14 protein-coding genes are annotated in these 17,912 nt (G+C 33.7%); 12 read left to right on the top strand and 2 right to left on the bottom strand.

Annotated elements, in window-relative coordinates; translation table 11 throughout:
* The first annotated feature begins 56 nt into the window (after nucleotides 1–56).
* The 12 genes from QYS49_RS01845 to QYS49_RS01790 all read left to right on the top strand — a co-directional run bounded on the left by QYS49_RS01845 (nucleotide 57) and on the right by QYS49_RS01790 (nucleotide 10,958).
* Nucleotides 57–1,499 carry a pyridoxal phosphate-dependent decarboxylase family protein gene (locus QYS49_RS01845; RefSeq protein ID WP_308349926.1) on the top strand — a complete coding sequence of 481 codons (1,443 nt, stop codon included), beginning with the start codon at nucleotides 57–59 and terminating at the stop codon, nucleotides 1,497–1,499.
* 88 nt (nucleotides 1,500–1,587) lie between these two features.
* Complete coding sequence (locus QYS49_RS01840) at nucleotides 1,588–2,358, top strand: helix-turn-helix domain-containing protein (protein ID WP_308349925.1); 771 nt, start codon at nucleotides 1,588–1,590, stop codon at nucleotides 2,356–2,358.
* Nucleotides 2,359–2,386: 28 nt separating this feature from the next.
* Nucleotides 2,387–3,325: an MBL fold metallo-hydrolase gene (locus QYS49_RS01835; RefSeq protein ID WP_308349924.1), complete on the top strand. Its 939-nt coding sequence runs from the start codon at nucleotides 2,387–2,389 to the stop codon at nucleotides 3,323–3,325.
* 52 nt (nucleotides 3,326–3,377) lie between these two features.
* The gene (locus QYS49_RS01830) at nucleotides 3,378–3,869 is read left to right on the top strand and encodes a GNAT family N-acetyltransferase (protein WP_308349923.1); all 492 of its coding nucleotides are present in this window, start codon (nucleotides 3,378–3,380) and stop codon (nucleotides 3,867–3,869) included.
* 179 nt (nucleotides 3,870–4,048) lie between these two features.
* On the top strand, nucleotides 4,049–4,897 hold the full coding sequence (locus QYS49_RS01825) for a methylated-DNA--[protein]-cysteine S-methyltransferase (RefSeq protein ID WP_308349922.1): 849 nt from the start codon (nucleotides 4,049–4,051) through the stop codon (nucleotides 4,895–4,897).
* A 114-nt stretch (nucleotides 4,898–5,011) separates the two neighbouring features.
* Nucleotides 5,012–5,830 carry a PhzF family phenazine biosynthesis protein gene (locus QYS49_RS01820; protein ID WP_308349921.1) on the top strand — a complete coding sequence of 273 codons (819 nt, stop codon included), beginning with the start codon at nucleotides 5,012–5,014 and terminating at the stop codon, nucleotides 5,828–5,830.
* 193 nt (nucleotides 5,831–6,023) lie between these two features.
* Nucleotides 6,024–6,659, top strand: a complete 636-nt coding sequence (locus QYS49_RS01815; protein WP_308349920.1) for a LysE family translocator — start codon at nucleotides 6,024–6,026, stop codon at nucleotides 6,657–6,659.
* Nucleotides 6,660–6,963: 304 nt separating this feature from the next.
* Nucleotides 6,964–7,536: a Crp/Fnr family transcriptional regulator gene (locus QYS49_RS01810; protein ID WP_308349919.1), complete on the top strand. Its 573-nt coding sequence runs from the start codon at nucleotides 6,964–6,966 to the stop codon at nucleotides 7,534–7,536.
* 67 nt (nucleotides 7,537–7,603) lie between these two features.
* Nucleotides 7,604–8,425 carry an alpha/beta hydrolase gene (locus tag QYS49_RS01805; protein ID WP_308349918.1) on the top strand — a complete coding sequence of 274 codons (822 nt, stop codon included), beginning with the start codon at nucleotides 7,604–7,606 and terminating at the stop codon, nucleotides 8,423–8,425.
* 117 nt (nucleotides 8,426–8,542) lie between these two features.
* Complete coding sequence (locus QYS49_RS01800; RefSeq protein ID WP_308349917.1) at nucleotides 8,543–9,118, top strand: Crp/Fnr family transcriptional regulator; 576 nt, start codon at nucleotides 8,543–8,545, stop codon at nucleotides 9,116–9,118.
* Between the two features lie 68 nt (nucleotides 9,119–9,186).
* On the top strand, nucleotides 9,187–10,299 hold the full coding sequence (locus QYS49_RS01795) for an SMP-30/gluconolactonase/LRE family protein (protein ID WP_308349916.1): 1,113 nt from the start codon (nucleotides 9,187–9,189) through the stop codon (nucleotides 10,297–10,299).
* Nucleotides 10,300–10,481: 182 nt separating this feature from the next.
* Nucleotides 10,482–10,958: a hypothetical protein gene (locus QYS49_RS01790; protein WP_308349915.1), complete on the top strand. Its 477-nt coding sequence runs from the start codon at nucleotides 10,482–10,484 to the stop codon at nucleotides 10,956–10,958.
* Between the two features lie 1,266 nt (nucleotides 10,959–12,224).
* On the opposite strand, the gene QYS49_RS01785 is transcribed toward QYS49_RS01790, so the two are convergent.
* Together QYS49_RS01785 and QYS49_RS01780 are read right to left on the bottom strand one after the other, a co-directional pair.
* Nucleotides 12,225–12,653 (bottom strand): response regulator, encoded by a 429-nt coding sequence (locus tag QYS49_RS01785; protein WP_308349914.1) that lies wholly within the window; start codon nucleotides 12,651–12,653, stop codon nucleotides 12,225–12,227.
* Nucleotides 12,650–17,560, bottom strand: coding sequence for a PAS domain S-box protein (locus tag QYS49_RS01780; protein WP_308349913.1), 4,911 nt, complete (start codon nucleotides 17,558–17,560; stop codon nucleotides 12,650–12,652). The genes QYS49_RS01785 and QYS49_RS01780 overlap by 4 nt, the downstream gene beginning before the upstream one ends.
* Between the last annotated feature and the right edge of the window lie 352 nt (nucleotides 17,561–17,912).

Genomic DNA, 17,912 nt, shown 5'->3' with positions numbered 1-17,912 from the left:
GTTTTATTATTTTATGATTGTTAGGAATATTGTTAAAACATAATTGATGAATTCCTATGCAATTTGATTTTGATAAACAGAGCAGAAAAAAGATAATTGAATACGTCTTTGATAAGCTGGAGGATTATTACAGCTCAACCAAAGAGCGAACTACTAACCCAGAGCTAAACATTAAAGACATAAGAGAATCGCTCCTCTCACAAGAATTAGCCAATGGAATACATCCCGAAAAGGCCATTGATCATATTATTAATGGCCTTGAGAAGTATTCTGTCCATACTCCGCATCCTAAATACTTTGGCCTTTTCAATCCACGTTCCAATTACGCTGGAATTATGGCTGACTTAATAACAGCAACATATAATCCTCAATTAGCGGGTTGGAGCCATGCACCTTTTGCAGTGGAAGTAGAAGATCTATTGATTAGAGAATTTGCAAATAAATTTGGGTATCAAACCGAAAGGGCAGACGGTGTTTTTACAACTGGGGGTGCTGAGGCCAATCTTACAGCAATTTTGTGTGCTTTAAATCATAAGTATCCTGCTCTTGCTTCAGAAGGTATGTTTAGCATTGATAAAAAACCCATCATTTTCTGTTCTCAAGAAGCACATCACTCCATTCAAAAAGCTGTAAAAGTGGTAGGTTTGGGCACCAACCTTATTAAAGCAATTCCAATTAATTCTCATTTAAAAATGGATATAGCTATTTTGCAGCAAGAGCTAGAGAAGCTTGACTATTCGGTATACGATCCATTAATGATCATTGGTACTGCTGGAACTACCGGTACAGGTGCTATTGACAATCTTGTGGAACTAAATGAAATAGCGAAATATCATAATCTCTGGTTTCATGTAGATGCAGCTTTTGGGGGTGGTGCGGTATTAAGTGATGATTTAAAGGTTCATTTAAAAGGCATTGAAGACTCCGATTCAATTACTTTTGATGCACACAAATGGATGTCAGTTCCTATGGGTGCAAGCATCTTTTTAACCTCTAAAAATGATGTTTTGAATAAAACTTTCGAAATAAATACAGAATACATGCCAAAGGATGCTGATAAACTCAAAGTGACCCAGCCATTTACACATTCAATCCAGTGGTCAAGAAGATTTATGGGATTAAAGCTTTATCTATCTTTATTAACTTATGGGTGGGAGGGCTATGAGCAAATAATTAATCATCAGAGTGATATGGCACGTTATTTAAAAAGTCAATTGTTAAAAAATGCTTGGGTTATCCGAAATCATACTGATCTTCCAGTGGTATGCTTCACAAAAGAGGAGTTTGAACAAGACCCGAAATTCACTGAACAAATAATGAGCAATATCCTAAAGAATAGGAAATCTTGGTTATCGCTTTATCCCATTAATGGTATTTCTACCTTTAGGGCTTGCATTACTAATTATAATACAACGAAAATAGAAATTGATGAATTGGTGAATGAATTAAATATGGAAGTTGATTCCTTTGTAACTGAAATGCATCCTAAACATTGGTAGAAAGGCAAATTATTGGAGGTGTAGAATTTTTGAATTTAACAGAAGAAGAAAAAGTTTTAGCTTAGTGTTTAGGTCTAATGATATTTAAATGATGAACCACTTTATTATATGGAAAGACATAAGGCTATTTTATGGTAGCCATGCTCGATCAGTCACCCAGCATAGTCATCCCATTATTCAATTTGTTGTTGCTGTCGAAGGTACATTTCAGTCAAAAGATGTAAATGGAAATTGGATGCAGCATAAAGGATTACTTTTAGCTCCTAACCATGCCCATGAATGTGATGCAAATGGAATAGAAATTATTAGTGTAGAAATTGATCCTGAATCAAATTTAGGGGAATGGATTTTAAGCAATCAATTAAAAAGCGATCAAATAATTGAATATCCCTCTACTCAAATTTCAAGTATTGATACAAAAACAATTGTAGGCTTAATAAAGAATGAAAACTGGGCAGGTATTAGACAAATCATTGAAAGTTCTTTAGATTTTAAAAGCGCTGTAGAAACAGTAAATAAAGAGAAGAGAATCCAAGAGGTTGTAAACTATATTAAAGCCAATATCAAGCAAGAAATTACCACCCAACAACTCATGGAAGTGGCTCACCTCAGTGAAAGTAGATTGCTCCATCTATTTAAAGAAATAAAAGGCTTACCAATTCGGAATTATATACTTTGGCACCGATTGCAAATAGTCTTAAAGCAATTATTGGATGGTCAATTACTTACAACGGCAGCTTATGAGGCAGGATTTAGTGATCAAGCCCATTTAAGCCGAACATTTACTAAGATGATTGGTGTCCCCCCTTCTTTAATCGCGAAGAACAGCAAATTCATTCAAGTTTCCTTTCCGCAGTGACTATAACTTTGTAAAAAATTACAAAATTATGAGTAAAAGAAAGAAAATTTCATTGACAGTTATAGTTGTGGCAGTACTAACGATCGGTACTAGTCTAACAACCATTGTGAAAAATTCTGTAAAACCAGAAAGAATTGCTTATGAGCTTCCAAAAAGCAGCATAACAAATAAAAATTGGAAAACAATATTTCAAAATACATCAGCAATCGATCAGTTTAAGGTGCTCAATACAGGTTCAGTTAAAGTTCCATTGGACGGTATGTTAAACACTAAAAAGCTGGAGAAAGATCACAATTTAAGTGATGAAATGTGGGTAGATGTCTTTGTGTTTATGTTTCACCATAAAGAAAAAGGTTGGTTCATGATCAATTCAGGGCTAGACAATACCTTTCAAAAAGATGGAAACATTAAAGGCTTATTAGCTAAAAATTTCATTATTGAATCAAAGCAGCAAGAAGGGCAAAATATTGCATCACAATTAAAGAAAGAAAATAAAGATATAGAAGGTATATTTTTCACCCATCTACATGGAGATCATACTGCAGGATTACCCGAATTAGATTCATCCCTACCAAAGTATGTGGGGAAAGGAGATGAATATTTAGATATTCCATTACTATACCATTCTAACCATTTAACAAATGAATCACAAATTATTGAAATGGATTGGTCAAAAGGTATAAGCAAGGAACCATTCAAACAGGTTATCGACATCTTTGGAGACGGATCATTTTTGGGTATTCATACTCCAGGTCATTCAAATGGTCACTTATCATATTTATTGATGACAGAGGCGGGCCCTAAGCTTTTAACTGGCGATGCTAGCCATACAAAATATGGATTTGAAAACAATATCGAACCTGGCTGGATAGATGATCAAAAAGTGGCTGAAAATAGCTTATCTCAGCTCATAAATTTCCATAAGATGTTTCCAAACATTGAAGTGATTTATGGCCATCAGAAGTAGGTCAATTTTAGATTTTAAAAAGCCTGTATCTTAACAAAATTTATTATTATATATGGAAATATACTTAAAAACGGAAAGACTAGAAATAAGACCGATCAACTTATTAGATGCAGGCTTTTTCAATGAATTGGTAAATACTAAAAGCTGGAAAAAGTACATAGGAGAACGAAATATTTCAACTGTAAGCGAGGCTGAAGTTTTCATTCAAAATATTTTGAAAGATGTTAATCTCAATTACCACGTTTTTGAATTGAAAGATTCTCAAACTCCCGTTGGTATAATTACCTTTTTAAAAAGGGAAACAGAAGAATATCCTGACTTTGGTTTTGCTATGCTACCAGAATTTGAAGGTGTAGGTATGGCCTTTGAGGCTTGTATGGTATTTCTGGAAAAAATAAGAAGTCTGCACAATTACGATAATATAATTGCAATAACTATACCTTCAAATAATTCCTCTATTAGCTTATTAAAGAAACTTGGTTTTGTCTATACAGGTGATATCAAAAAAGAAGGAAATATGCTATCGTATTATAATTTAAAGTAATAATAGTGTTAGGAGATTAATTGAAGTTGCAGAAATCCTTTCGGCTTAAAAGAATTTCCTAGAGTAGTATTAACTATTAAAGGCTAAAGGTACTTTTTAGAAAATTACAATTCAGCAAGAAGTGGGTTTAATAGAAGAATCATAAATACTATTTTGCATTGGTTGAAACTAGAAAATTAATGGAAGTAGAAAATCATTTTGATTATAAAAGGATAGAACAGGCTATTAGCTATATTAGAACCCATTTTAAAAATCGACCTAATTTAGAAGAGGTTGCAGAGCATGTTCACTTAAGTCCTTACCATTTTCAGCGAATTTTCAAAAAGTGGGCAGGTGTCAGTCCAAAAAAGTTCATGCAGTATCTAAGTACCTCCTATGCAAAAAAAATACTAAAACAGAATGAGGTATCGGTTGCGGAGACTGCGTATGAAATTGGCCTCTCCGGTACTGGTAGATTGCATGATCTATTTATCAATATCGAAGGAATGACTCCGGGTGAATATAAAAATGGAGCTCGTCAAATAGCCATCAATTATAGTTTTGCGAAAAGCCCTTTTGGGGATATTTTAGTCGCATCAACAACAAAAGGGATCTGTCATTTGGCATTCTTCAACGATCATACAGAAGCATTTGAACAATTACAGTTAGAGTTTCCAAATGCCATATTCAAGCAAGCTAAAGATCAACATCAAGATAATGCTTTGTTAATTTTTAATAATGATTGGTCTCAAATAGATAAGATTAAACTTCACCTAAAAGGCACTCCTTTTCAGTTAAAAGTATGGGAAACACTGATTAAAATTCCGAGCGGTAATTTATCTACTTATGGTAAAATAGCGAACGAAATTGATCATCCTAATGCATCCAGAGCCGTAGGCACCGCTATTAGTGAGAATCCAATTGCCATCTTAATCCCATGTCACAGAGTGATACGTGCTACAGGAGACTTTGGTGAGTATAGATGGGGTAAACACAGAAAGTCCGTAATAATAGGCCGGGAAGCTGCACAAAAAAATTATCTGAGATGATGCATAAAGACGTTGATTCATCAAGTCTCTCTACATGCAGAAATAAGTTCATCATCAACAAAAACCTACTTCAAGATATTTTTTACAGGCTTTATCGTTAATACCAATAAAACAATGAATACAAGAATAGAAACATATATAGTTGACTCCTTTACCGATAAGCCTTTTAAGGGAAATCCTGCCGGTGTTTGCATTTTGAATGAATCAATATTGAATGAACAGATGCAATTAATTGCAAAAGAATTAGGTGTCTCGGAAACAGCATTTATCATCCAAATTGAAGGACAGAAGAAATACTCAATAAGATATTTTTCTCCAAAAATGGAAATTCCCCTCTGTGGACATGCAACATTAGCAGCATCTGCGGTACTATTTGAACGCGGTCCCGAGATGGAGAAAATTCATTTTGAAAATATTCAGGGTTTAAATTTAATAATTAAAAAATATGGACATTCCATCGAAATGGAATTCCCTGTTTACGATACCGTTCCGCAAAAAGCACCCACTGAACTGCTGAAAGCCCTCGGTCTTAAAGAAATATCAAATAGTGTGTTTAACAAGGAAACCAACATCCTACTGCTAGAAATTGAGAGTAGTGAACTATTAAAAAATTTATCACCCGATTTTGAAAGACTAAAACGCTCTCATCATTCGATTAACGGTGTACTAGTAACTTCTATTTCTCAAAGAGAAGGTTATGATTTTGAATCAAGATACTTTTGGCCTTGGAGCGGAACAAATGAAGACCCAGTAACTGGAGGAACTCATACATTCTTATCCAAGTATTGGAGTACAAGACTGAATAAAATGAAAATGAATTCTTATCAATGTTCTGAAAGAACTGGATTTATGGAAGTCGAACTTATTAGCGATACAGCATTAAGGATAAAAAGCGAAGCTCAAATAGTATTGAAAGGGGAATTAAGACTATGAAGACTGCTGCTAAAATTGTATATGGACTCATAGCTTCTGAAAGCTTTTGGCTAGCGATCTGTCGGGGTGCTGATGGCATCTTTTTTTTTCAGGCATAATCCAGATCCGTTTCGATGAACACCTACATTCTTAGGATGTTTTTTATCATTAATCCTTTATGTGCAAGCGCAAAAAATGACTAACAAAATATAAAATGAGCGGAATTGAAAACTATTTAGGATTTTTATTAGCAGGAATTATTATGAATCTGACACCAGGAGCTGATTCAATTTACATAATTACCCGCAGTGTTGCTCAAGGGAAAAAAGCAGGAATATATTCTGTACTCGGAATCGGAAGTGGAGCCATTATACACGTTGTACTTGCTGCTTTTGGGTTATCTGTAATCTTAGCTAAATCAATTCTACTTTTTAATATCGTAAAATGGACTGGAGCTGCTTATCTTATTTATTTAGGTATTAGAACACTCATTGACAAATCCAACATATTTGACAACGAAAAAACCGAATTTGAAAAAATTGACTTATGGAAAATATATCGTCAAGGATTTCTGACTAATGTGTTAAACCCAAAAGTTGCTATCTTTTTTATGTCTCTATTACCTCAATTCATTAAACCTGAATATGTAAATAGTTCTATTCCTTTTCTAATTTTAGGCGGGACATTTTTACTCACTGGAACAATTTGGTGCTTATTTTTAGCTTATTCAGCATCTTTTATGACAGATACTTTACGGAGTAATGATAGAATTGGAAAAATAATGAAAAAAGTAAGCGGATACGTATTTATTGGATTGGGACTTCAGCTTATATTCAAAAGAAACGGATAAAAAAGCCAGCACATAACATTTACTTACCTCCTTTTATTCTATTTTCACCTACTACTTTTCATATCCCAAATAATGCTACCCAATTTAAAAAACGCATTCAAACTTTCATTTTTTACTTCATATCAACTTGATATTCAACCATCTTGAATTTATGCTTAAATTGTAAATAATAGAATTATACTTTACATTGAATTTAATCTTCTAGTTTGTTTCAATATTTCAGCAATCGAAATTGAAGATCACAATTAGAATGTATTAAGTAATATTTTCTTATCCATGATTAATTAATTTTAGATAGAATTTTATGAATATAGCCCAATATATAAAAAAACATATCGATAAAAACTTCAATGAAGGAGACTTACCCTTCCGCACGTCAAAGAAGAGTGTTACTGTCGGTCATACTTTGTGCGATTTTGGTGAAATTGAAAATTGCATTTACTTTTTGATTGATGGTATAGCTCAAGTCAATATAATGAACTCCAAAGGAGATGTAAGAATAATTGATTTTTTCTTTCCGGAAAACTTCTTTTGCTCCTACACATCTTTAATTCAATCCACCCCTTCAGATGTTCAAATAGTAGCTACAACCAACTGTGAATTAGAGGTAGTTGAAAATTCAGAATTACAGCTTGCGTATAAAAATTCTTTATTAGCCAACAAATTAGGTCGATATGAAACGGAGAAACTCTATTTAAAGAAAGTGAAAAGAGAAAAAGACCTATTAACTAAGACAAGGGAAGAAATTTACTTAGAACTCATTAATAACAAATCTGAGATTATTCACCAACTTCCAATTGACTCCATCGCAAAATACCTTGGTATTCATCCTGAAAGCTTAAGTAGGATTAGAAAGAAAAAAACAAAGTCAAACTAACCTATGTCAGGTAGATTTATTTCGGCTGTGTTTACCTTGCTAACATTTAAAGTTAAATTCATTGGAGATGATATACAAAATGCTTAAAAGACCTTTTTTTGGTCAATTTATGGTAAAATGGAAAAACCCTCTTTCAGCTGAAAAAAAATCAGAATGGCAAAAAGTCTCAACAAAAAGTGATTCAGGAGGGACGCTTTTTGGATTGTTTGCAAAATCGCTTGTTCCTAATGCAAAGGCTACAATAGTACTAGGCCATCCAATGGGAAAGGAAGCTAAGGGCTACTTTCTAAAGAGTGGCTATGCTGATTTCTTAAGATCGAATGGATATAATATTTTAGCTTTCGACCTAAATGGCTTTGGAGAAAGTACAAATGGAAATTTTTCCTACTTTGAGGACATCATTAGCATTGGTCAAAAAGCAAAAAATCTAACCCCTGATTTACCAATAGGATATCACGGAGTTTCACTGGGTGGGCAATGGGCAACAATTTCCTTTGCCGACAACAACCATTGTTATGATTTTGCAATAATAGAAAGTGCAGCAACAACATTAGATGAATTTTGGATTCATTTTCCAATTGCATACAAAGCCTTGAAAATATTGAACGTCCTAATGCCAAAATATCGAAGAAAAATTAATATGGTGGAACGAATTAAAGAAGCTACCAAATTAAAAAATATTTTGTTCATTTATTCGCACTCAGATAACTGGTCACCTGTAGAAATGGGGGAAAGATTCATGAAAAATTGTCCTGTTCCTTCTGAATTGTGGACAGTTAGCGAAGCTAAGCATGCGCAAATTATGAAGTCTGAGTTTGCTGAAAGCTATAAAAAGAAAATAGTAAGCTATTTTGATGATAGCATTGGAAAAGTATCATCCTTTAGTTAACAATACCCCAGGTTAATATGAAAACCAGTAAATTTTATAAACCTGTGTAAAGGGATCAAATTTGTTCTTAGAAATCGCCAACTTCTTGTAGGTTTTAATCGTTAGCACCCGAAAAAAATGAACGAACTAAGTAACTTATTAGAAAAAACAATCGGATTAACAGAAAAGGAATGGGAAGAATTTTCCAAACATTTAATTCGAAAAGAGTATAAATCGAATACTGTTTTACTTGAGGAAGGGAAAACAGCAAAGACCTTGTATTTTATTGAATCTGGACTATTACGAACATATAAAAACTTAGAGGATAAAGAGGTTACCACATATTTCGCTTGCGACAGTCAATTTATTACAGTGTTTAGTAGCTTTTTAAATCAAATAAAATCTTTAGAAAATTTAGAAGTAATTGAAGACAGTATCGTTTATGAATTATCATTTCATAACTTGATTCAACTATACAAAGAATCTTCAAAATTTGAAAAATTCGGAAGAATTTTAGCTGAGAGAAATCATATATGTGCATTAGAAAGAAGTTTAACAATGCAGACAAAAACAGCGAGACATAAGTACTTATATTTTTTGGAAAATTACGATAAGAAAATTGCCCAAAGAGTTCCTCAACATCAAATCGCCAGCTTTCTTGGAATTGCCCCAGAGTCTTTAAGTCGAGTTAGGAAAGAGATTTCTATTTCTTAACAAATGTCAACGTTTAGATATTAGGACAGTCGTTTCTTTGTGTTTTATAAATCAAATATATAAACACAATGAAAATCACAAGAAAAATAACGCTAGCGTTTGCCATAATAATTGCCACAATAGCAATATCCTTTATGGCTATTATGTATAATTCAAGAGCAATAAGTCCAGTAGCATGGAACCCTCCAAAAATGCCAAAACTTGAAGGAGTGCTTGCTGAAAATGAATTGTTAAAATCAACTGAACAGATAGATCTAGATGGTTGGTTTGGTCCAGAGGATATTGCAGTAGACAATCAAGGGAATTTGTATGCTGGAGTACATATTTCCAAAACAGACTTCACAGATGGTAGAGTTTTAAAAATTGATCCGTCAGGAAAAGTTTCTGTGTTTGCAAATTCAGAATCTTGGGTAACGGGATTACATTTTGATAGTAATCAAAATCTTATTGGTGGAGACTTAGAACGGGGCTTGATAAGCATTAACCAAAATGGTGAAATTAAAACTTTAGCTAGTAAAGATGAAAACGGAAACAAGTTCTTAATACCAAATGATGTTGATATTGCTAAAGACGGTAATATATATTTCACTAATACATCATCAAAAGTGGATTTTAGCAATAAGCATATCTGGAAAATATTAATGGAATCTAAACCAGATGGAGGACTTTACAGATACAATCCACAAACTGAAAAAGTAAAGACCCTGATTAATGGAACATATTTTGGAAACGGTGTTGCAGTTTCTGAAAATGATGATTTTGTTTTAATGGTTGAAACGGCAAAATATAGAATAATTAGATATTGGCTTAAAGGTGATAAAAAGGGAACTAAGGATGTATTTATAGATAATTTACCAGGGTTTCCAAATGGAATTTCAAGAAGATCTGACGGAAGTTTTTGGCTTGGATTTTCTACTAAAAGAAATAAATCACTAGATGAAATACATCCAAAACCTATGGCTAAAAAACTAGTTTATGGTCTCCCATCTATATTGCAACCAGAGGCGGTTCCTTATGGGATGATTATGCATTTGAGTAAGAATGGAGAAATTTTAAAAGCATATCACGACACAACGGGTGAGGTCGTAGCTGAAGCCACTTCAGTTGAAGAGCATAACGGCTATTTATATTTTGGTGGAGATGTATCTCCTCATATTTCCAAATATAAACTAGAAAAATAACAGCAACTATATTCGGTTATGGCAAGTGCAATCTGCAGTGCTTAATTGTTACTATTAACACATGAAAACTTAATCCAAAAGGAAGATATTTTAAAACTTTGCACTAACGCACTTGCTTTAACCGATAACTGCTGTCATCAAACTTCAATAACAAATTTCGCAGCTTTTAACTAAGGTATCAAATGAATAGAATCGGACTTTTAATTGTTGGATTAATTTATTTGACAATTTATCAAGGATATTCTCAAAATAATAATTCATTAAAATCAGAGCCAAAATTTAATATAATACAGATAGAACCTGATACAAATTGGAGAGGGTATAAAAGAAATAAAGAAGTCAGCCTTGACTTCTTAAACCAGCTGTTTTTAGATAAAAGGGCAGGGTATGGAAATTTTAAATTGATGAATACATGCTTAGCATTATCAGAATTTCAATCCATTTTCTCCAAATGTGGTTTGACCTGTTTTAAAGATTTAAAAGTTGGCCACATTAATATATGGGATCAATGTGCCAAGTGTACAGGAACCGAACTTGAGGAAATATGTATTGCATTAAATTTAAGGTTGATTGAAAAAATTGAATTTTACACGAAAATTCGTTTTAGATTAACTAAGCAGTCCTTATTAATGCCTATCAGGCTGATAGCTAAGTTTTAATAAAAAAATATTAGATGAAATATCTTAAAAATTTGTGAGTGCGTAAATTATTTTAAAAAAAAACAGAATAAGGATATGTTAAATCATATTCTTATTCTGTAAAATATAATACTTTGTACTTCTTAATACTTCAACTTACAAAAACATTCTTAACAACAATTCCAAATCCAGAATATCCATTTTATAGCAAATGCATATTCAGATCACAAATCTAAGTGCTTTAAATAAACCTCAATTCACAGTCTTCTACCATGCTTAAACCATGCGCATTGCCTAATTTCCCTACATCCCTTCCACAATCCAAAAAATTAGCCAAAGCCCATGGCTCCCTCAGCCGAAAGCCTTTAATTTCCCTAAAGGGTAAATCAAAGGCCCTCGGCTAACCAACCGCACTTACCCGCACAATCCTTCCCTCATAGCTTTTGCTTTTTTTTTGTTAAGCAGATAAAGAGGTAAAAAAGCAAAAGGAAGCGGTCTTTTTGGCTCCCAAGCCAAAAAGTTGTTGTTTGATATACCAGCCGCACGGCCAGGCACTATGGTGTGCTGCCCTTGGGCTGCGGCAAAGGGTCTCGCCAGCATTGGCTTCAGGCTTTAAATAAGTGTTAATTTATAAGGTATTTAAAGCCAAAAGCCAACCCCTTCGGGGCAAGTGCTGTCATGCCCCTTGCAGCTTAGCCCAAGTACATCACGGCAACCTCCCTGGTCTGTTCCTTTAAAATTCCGTAAACTCCATTTAAAAGTAACAGCCCCCGGTTGCCAGAGTTAGGCTCGCCTGCGGGCGCCCCCGGGCTGCGGCTTGTCATGGTTTTTAAAAAAAGCTGTTAGAGTTTATGATTAAAACGGCTACAGCTTTTTTTAACTAAAAACCACGCCAAGCCTTGTTCGCTCCGTTACTCTCCGCTCATTGCTAGCCCCCGTTCCCTTCGGTCACTCTCGGTCTACCACCCGGGGTCGCACTCGCAGACGGCTCGACACACAGCGGATTGCAAACCATTCCGTAAACTCCATTATTTGCAACCGCTCTTCCTGCGTTCACCTGCCCTCATCAACCCGCATGGTGCCTTGATCAAACTGTTGTGCTAATACGATAGGAAGCATTCCACATCCTTTCCCAAATTCCCCACCACCCGTTTGAGGTGCAGCTGTTAGCTGCGTTGAGTTAGCCCCAGGAATTTGAATGAAGAAAGTAAAATCCTTGCTATTTTGACTTTAGCAACATCTATAATTAGATTTTCTTTCTACAGGTCTATTGATGTTGTATTTATATCATGATTTTGGTAAAGTCGATAACTGCAACCAAAACTCTTCTATTTTCAATATTGCATTTAAAAATTCGTCCATATCAAGAGGCTTTTCGACATAACTATTACAATGGTTCTCATAAGCTTTGTTTATATCCTTCGGATTAGAGGAGGTAGTAAGCATAATAACTGGTATTTTCTTTAGATCAGTATCTTCCTTTATTTGTTGTAATATATCATGCCCTGTAAAAATTGGAAGGTTAATATCCAATAAGATCAAATCAGGTAACTGTGAATTTTGGTCATTATTTTTTTGAAATAAAAAATCTAATGCTTCCTGCCCATTTCGAGCAACACTGATTTCCGCTTTAATTTTACATTCTTCAAAAGCATTTAAGGTAAGAAATATATCTCCCTCATTATCCTCAACTAATAAAATATGTGCTTCTTTCATAATTTTTCATTTTTACTTTTCTTTGGTATTGTAAAATAAAAAGTAGACCCTTTCCCTACTGAAGATTCTAGCCATATTTTACCTCCCCATGATTCCACATGCTTTTTAGCAATTGATAGTCCAACACCTGTGCCGGTGTATTTATTTTTATTATGTAGTCGTTGAAAAATGACAAATATTTTATCAAAAAACTGCGGGTCTATTCCAATTCCATTATCTTCCACACCAATCTGCCAATACTCATCCAATTCCTGAGAAAAGATACGAATTCTAGGCTTGAGGTCGTCTTTACTATATCTTATAGCATTATCCATAAGACTATGAATGGTTTGTGTTAATGGAGCAGTATAGGATTGAATGGTCGGTAAGTTATCAATTTTTATAACAGCATTTTTTTCAGCAATTAGTTTTTTCCTTAATACTTGGTAATCTTCTGTAATTTTATTCATGTTTATTTTGACAGGAGCAGCATCAAATTTTCCTGCCCTAGAATATTCTAATAAATCTAAAATAATCTTCTTCATACGCTTAGCCCCATCAGTTGCAAAATAAATATACTGCAGTGCTTTTTCATCTAGGCTATCCTCGTATTTTTTACTCAATAGATCCATAAAACTTGAAACCATGCGCAAAGGTTCCTGTAAATCATGAGAGGCGATATAAGCAAACTGCTCTAATTCTTCATTCGATAGTTCAAGCTCTTTAGTATATTTTTTTAAGGAGCTATTGAGTTCTAATAATTTTTGTTCAAAGTTCTTACGCTCAGTAATATCTGTCATAGCCCCTAGCATTCTAATAGCTTTCCCATCACTATTACGAACAATCAAAGCACGGTCTTTAACAAATACAATTTTATTTTGAGCATTAATAACTCGATACTGTGTTTCCAATCGGTCACATAAAGGATCATTTAAACAATTATTTACAGTTTCCTTTACATAATCAAGATCTTCTGGATGAAATTTATCTTTCCAAAATTCTTCCTCGGAAAGTTTTTTTGCAGTATCGTTGCCAAAAAAGTTGTCTATTGCTTCTGACCTATAAAAAGTATTATTTTCAATATCCCAATCCCAAATAGCATCATTGGTGGCTTCGGTCACTTTCTCAAATCTTTCATTAGCTTTTTGTAGCCGAATATCTGCTTCCTTTCTTAATGAAATGTCTTTAAAATAAATAGTTAAGCCTTCATCAGAAGGGTAAGCTGTTATATCAAACCATTTCCCAATAGTTGAATAATATTCTTCAAAAGTGATTGACTCATTGGTTTCTACAGCTTTATGGTACTGCTCATAAAATACAGTATCAATAGCATCTGGAAATACATCCCACAAATTTTCTCCTATAATCTCTTCTCTTTTACGCCCTATAAATTCCTCAGCAGCTTTATTCCAGTAGGTGACGATCCAGTTTTTATCGATTGCAATAAAAGCATCTCCAATACTTTCCAATATTGTGTTTTTCTCTTCATATGCCTTTCTTAAGTCTTCCGCAGCTTTTCTTCGATCATCAATATTTTTGAAAAAGGATGATAACCCAGTCCTAGATGGGTAAGCATTTATTTCATACCATTTTCCATCGCCAGGAAAATAATATTCAAAAGTTTCAGGTGTACCTGTTTTGGTAACCTGATGATAAATCTTTTCTAGCGGTGTGTTAATTGAACTAGGGAAAATTTCCCATATACTTTTCCCAATTACATTTGCCGCTTCTAATTTCAATAATCTTTCCGCTGCTTTGTTAAAATATGTGAAATTCCAGTGGTTATCCAAGGCATAAAAAGCATCTGATATACTGCCCAATATTTCACTTATTTGAAATTCTAAAGATTTAGCTTTATTAATATCTTGAAAACTTCCGAATATTTTAACACATGAGCCTTGCGTTCGTTCACTTTTACCTATACATCTTATCCATTTTTCCTTTCCTGATCCCGTTATAATGAGCAGCTCTTCATCAAATTCTTTCCCATCCTTTATTAACTCATCAACCGCTTTTTGTATTAATTGCTTACTTTCTTCAACATAAAACTCAAACCCTCCTGTTAGTGACGGGTTGTAGTTGTCATCAACTTCTAAAATATCTTTAGTCATCGGTGACCAATACATGGAGTCCTCATTTTGGTTGACCATCTCTAGTTCCCAACTGCCAATCTTTGCCATTGATGTTGCCTGTTCTAAAAGCTCTTCATTTTTGGCTTCTTGGGTGATATCTAAAATCACAGAATTAAAGGAAATCGATCCATCAGATAAAAAGTATGGAGCGCCATAACCTAAATGAGTTCTAAATTCACCACTCGGTAAAACATACTTCCATCTCGCAGTCCATTTTGATTTTGACCGAATGGATTCTTGAATACTTTTCTGTACCTCATCGAAATTTCCCCCCGCTTTAATTTGATTCCAGACTAATTCATTGTTTTGAACTATCTCTTCTGGTCGAAAACCCCACACTTGTTTTGCACCATTCGTTACATATTTCAATGTGTCCGTTCCATCAGGTAACAAAATATATTGAAAAACTACACCAGGTAAATTATCAGCTAAAGATTGCAAACGCACTTCTGCTTCCTTTTGATCATGAATATCCTGAAAACTACCATAAAGCCTTTTGCATTCTCCATCTATTAATTCAGCTGTACCAATAGCCCTCACCCATCGCTCATTTTTATTAGCAGTAACTAAAATAGCTTCAAAATCAAAGTCTAGCCCGAATTCAATGCAATTATCCCTACATGACTTAACCATTTCACGAAAATCCTCTCTGTAAAAATTAATTACGCCATCTATTTGTGGTACAAAAGTTCTTGAATCTGTTTCATGCAATTGATGAACCATGTCAGACCAAAATATCTTTTCTTGTAAAACATCTATTTCCCAGCTTCCAATTTTGGCAAGTGTGTTAGCTTGTCGGTTCAATTCCTTAAGCTTTTTTTCTTCTGTTATATTTTTTGCTGTAGCATAAATCAACCCCTCCTTTACATCTGAATTACAAGTCCAGCTTAACCAAATAATACTACCATTTTTGGATAAATAACGATTTTCGAATTTAATTGAGGTTTTTCCCTTATTTAATTTTGTAAGCGCATTACTTAAAATATTTTGATCCTCAGGGTGTGAAAATTCAACAAAATTACGATATAGGATTTCTTCCTCTGAATATCCCAATAAATGACAACCTGCTTTGTTCATTTTCTGAAACCTCCCCTTAAAATCAGCTAAACATAAAATATCAGGGACAGCTTGATAAAGATGACTTAAATCATTCTCAAGCTTTTTTCTACTTATTTCTGAGCCAATAAATTTCTGAAATTGTTCAAATATCTTTACATACTTTTTTAAATATGAGATTTCGTTTTGAGTACCGATCACAAGCACTCCTATAACTTTTTTATCAAAGAATAGTGGTATTCCTAGTACTGTTTCAATACCAGCTTTCTTGGCAGCTTCTTTACGAACAAAATCTTCATTAATATTAACATCTTTCCAAAGAATGGATGTTCGTTTTTGCATTACCGTGCCTTGTAATCCTTCAGCAATAGAAGTGGATTTTACGGCTTTGCTGTTTTTATAAAAAACATTACCAAAACTGGTCCTTACATGTTTGGCAATCAGTTGGATTTTAGAATTTTCAATATTAGGTATCCATATTTCTACAAAATCGAACTTACCAAATTGATTTACAGTTTTACATAATTCCTTAGTAGAAGTGGTTAGGTCATTTTCAATTTTAAAATTCAAGCTGATTCTTCCTAAAAGTTCTTTTTCTATCTCTTTAAGCTTTTGTTCAGTTACATCCCGCTCTATTGCCACCCAATGGGTGTACCAGCCGTTTTCGTTAGCAACTGGCGAAATAGTGAAATTGATCCAAAATTCTTCCCCGTTTTTTTTATAATTTAAGGTAGTAACTTCACAACTTTTCCAATTACGTAGTGCCTTTCCTAGCCTGGCTAACTCCTTTTTGTCCGAATCAGGTCCTTGTAAAATTCGTGGCGTTTTCCCAATTACTTCCTCTGCTGAATAGCCTGTCATTTTAGTGAATGCTTCATTTACATAAATAATTCTAGGACCAGGCTCATCTAGGGGTTCTGCTTCAGTAATTAAAATTGCATCATTCGTATTAGTTACTACACTCTCCAGAAGTTTTAATCTTTGTTCTTCATTTTTACTTTGCGTTACATCTTGAACAGTACCCTCAAAAGCTATAGGCTTTCCCTTTTCATTTTTAATTAATCGACCCAACTCATGCACCCAACGTATGTTCCCATCTGGCAAAAGAATTCTGTGCACAATTTCATGATCTTTTATCCCTGCAAAAGAATCTTGTTGTTCTTCATCAAAAGCTCTTCGATCATTGGGATGGATAGTTTGGTAAAAGCTTTCATAATTAAGCTCAAAACTATCCCGCTCTCTACCCCAAATCCTGTAGACCTCATCAGTCCATGAAAGAGTATTGGCATCCAATTCCAACCTCCAATAGCCAAGATTAGCTATAGCTGTGGCAGCTTTTAATCTTTCCTCAGATTCCTTTAGTCTTTTAATGTAATTTTGCTTTTCAGTCACATCTTGACATGATACAAGCATACAATTCAGCCCTTCATATTCAATTTTCAGTCCGCTAACCTCCATCTGGATTAGTTCGTGGTTCTTTTTATAATGACCAATTGTTCCAAAAAAAATGTTACTATCTTTTTCTTCTAATTCTGTATGTGATTTCTTTACTTTCTCAAGTTCAGTTAGAGGTATTAAATCTGTTAAGTTTAGGTTTAAAAATTCTTCCCTTAAGTAACCATAATGATCTAAAGCTGCTTGATTAACATCTTGAACATGAAAGTTCTCCAAATCGTAAATCCATGAGGGTATAGGATTGAAGTATAAGAAATTGTTATTTTCGGAATTAAGTTTACTCATACTCAAACTTTAAAATTGCTGCACTTTTATTAATGTCGAGAAATTCTTGTGTTATTCATATCATTTCTAATTAATATCTTAAGAAAATATAACGCTCTAAATAAAGGTAAATACATTTCTTTACAGATCATTCAAAAAGGATTTATTTATTAATTGTACTAAAGTACATGAAAAGCATAGTAACATGCTTTTACGACAATACATTATAGTCCTTCAGAAGAAGATTTCGAAAGCTATTTTTCACCATATTTTAAAGATTGTATAATTCAGTTTTATTTTTCACCAATTCTTTTCTAGAATAGAATTAGCACTTAAGTAAATAACTTTTGAAGCTTTTAGACTACTGATATGA

It is taken from the genome of Marivirga salinae (assembly GCF_030503855.1).
GTDB lineage: Bacteria > Bacteroidota > Bacteroidia > Cytophagales > Cyclobacteriaceae > Marivirga > Marivirga salinarum.
This window is presented reverse-complemented; position numbering and strand designations above follow the sequence as displayed.

What these genes read in the sequence shown, in the direction of transcription:
- QYS49_RS01845 (WP_308349926.1), top strand. Translation starts at nt 57, where the DNA reads ATGCAATTTGATTTTGATAAACAGAGCAGAAAAAAGATAATTGAATAC.
- QYS49_RS01840 (WP_308349925.1), top strand. Translation starts at nt 1,588, where the DNA reads ATGATGAACCACTTTATTATATGGAAAGACATAAGGCTATTTTATGGT.
- QYS49_RS01835 (WP_308349924.1), top strand. Translation starts at nt 2,387, where the DNA reads ATGAGTAAAAGAAAGAAAATTTCATTGACAGTTATAGTTGTGGCAGTA.
- QYS49_RS01830 (WP_308349923.1), top strand. Translation starts at nt 3,378, where the DNA reads ATGGAAATATACTTAAAAACGGAAAGACTAGAAATAAGACCGATCAAC.
- QYS49_RS01825 (WP_308349922.1), top strand. Translation starts at nt 4,049, where the DNA reads ATGGAAGTAGAAAATCATTTTGATTATAAAAGGATAGAACAGGCTATT.
- QYS49_RS01820 (WP_308349921.1), top strand. Translation starts at nt 5,012, where the DNA reads ATGAATACAAGAATAGAAACATATATAGTTGACTCCTTTACCGATAAG.
- QYS49_RS01815 (WP_308349920.1), top strand. Translation starts at nt 6,024, where the DNA reads ATGAGCGGAATTGAAAACTATTTAGGATTTTTATTAGCAGGAATTATT.
- QYS49_RS01810 (WP_308349919.1), top strand. Translation starts at nt 6,964, where the DNA reads ATGAATATAGCCCAATATATAAAAAAACATATCGATAAAAACTTCAAT.
- QYS49_RS01805 (WP_308349918.1), top strand. Translation starts at nt 7,604, where the DNA reads ATGATATACAAAATGCTTAAAAGACCTTTTTTTGGTCAATTTATGGTA.
- QYS49_RS01800 (WP_308349917.1), top strand. Translation starts at nt 8,543, where the DNA reads ATGAACGAACTAAGTAACTTATTAGAAAAAACAATCGGATTAACAGAA.
- QYS49_RS01795 (WP_308349916.1), top strand. Translation starts at nt 9,187, where the DNA reads ATGAAAATCACAAGAAAAATAACGCTAGCGTTTGCCATAATAATTGCC.
- QYS49_RS01790 (WP_308349915.1), top strand. Translation starts at nt 10,482, where the DNA reads ATGAATAGAATCGGACTTTTAATTGTTGGATTAATTTATTTGACAATT.
- QYS49_RS01785 (WP_308349914.1), bottom strand. Translation starts at nt 12,653, where the DNA reads ATGAAAGAAGCACATATTTTATTAGTTGAGGATAATGAGGGAGATATA.
- QYS49_RS01780 (WP_308349913.1), bottom strand. Translation starts at nt 17,560, where the DNA reads ATGAGTAAACTTAATTCCGAAAATAACAATTTCTTATACTTCAATCCT.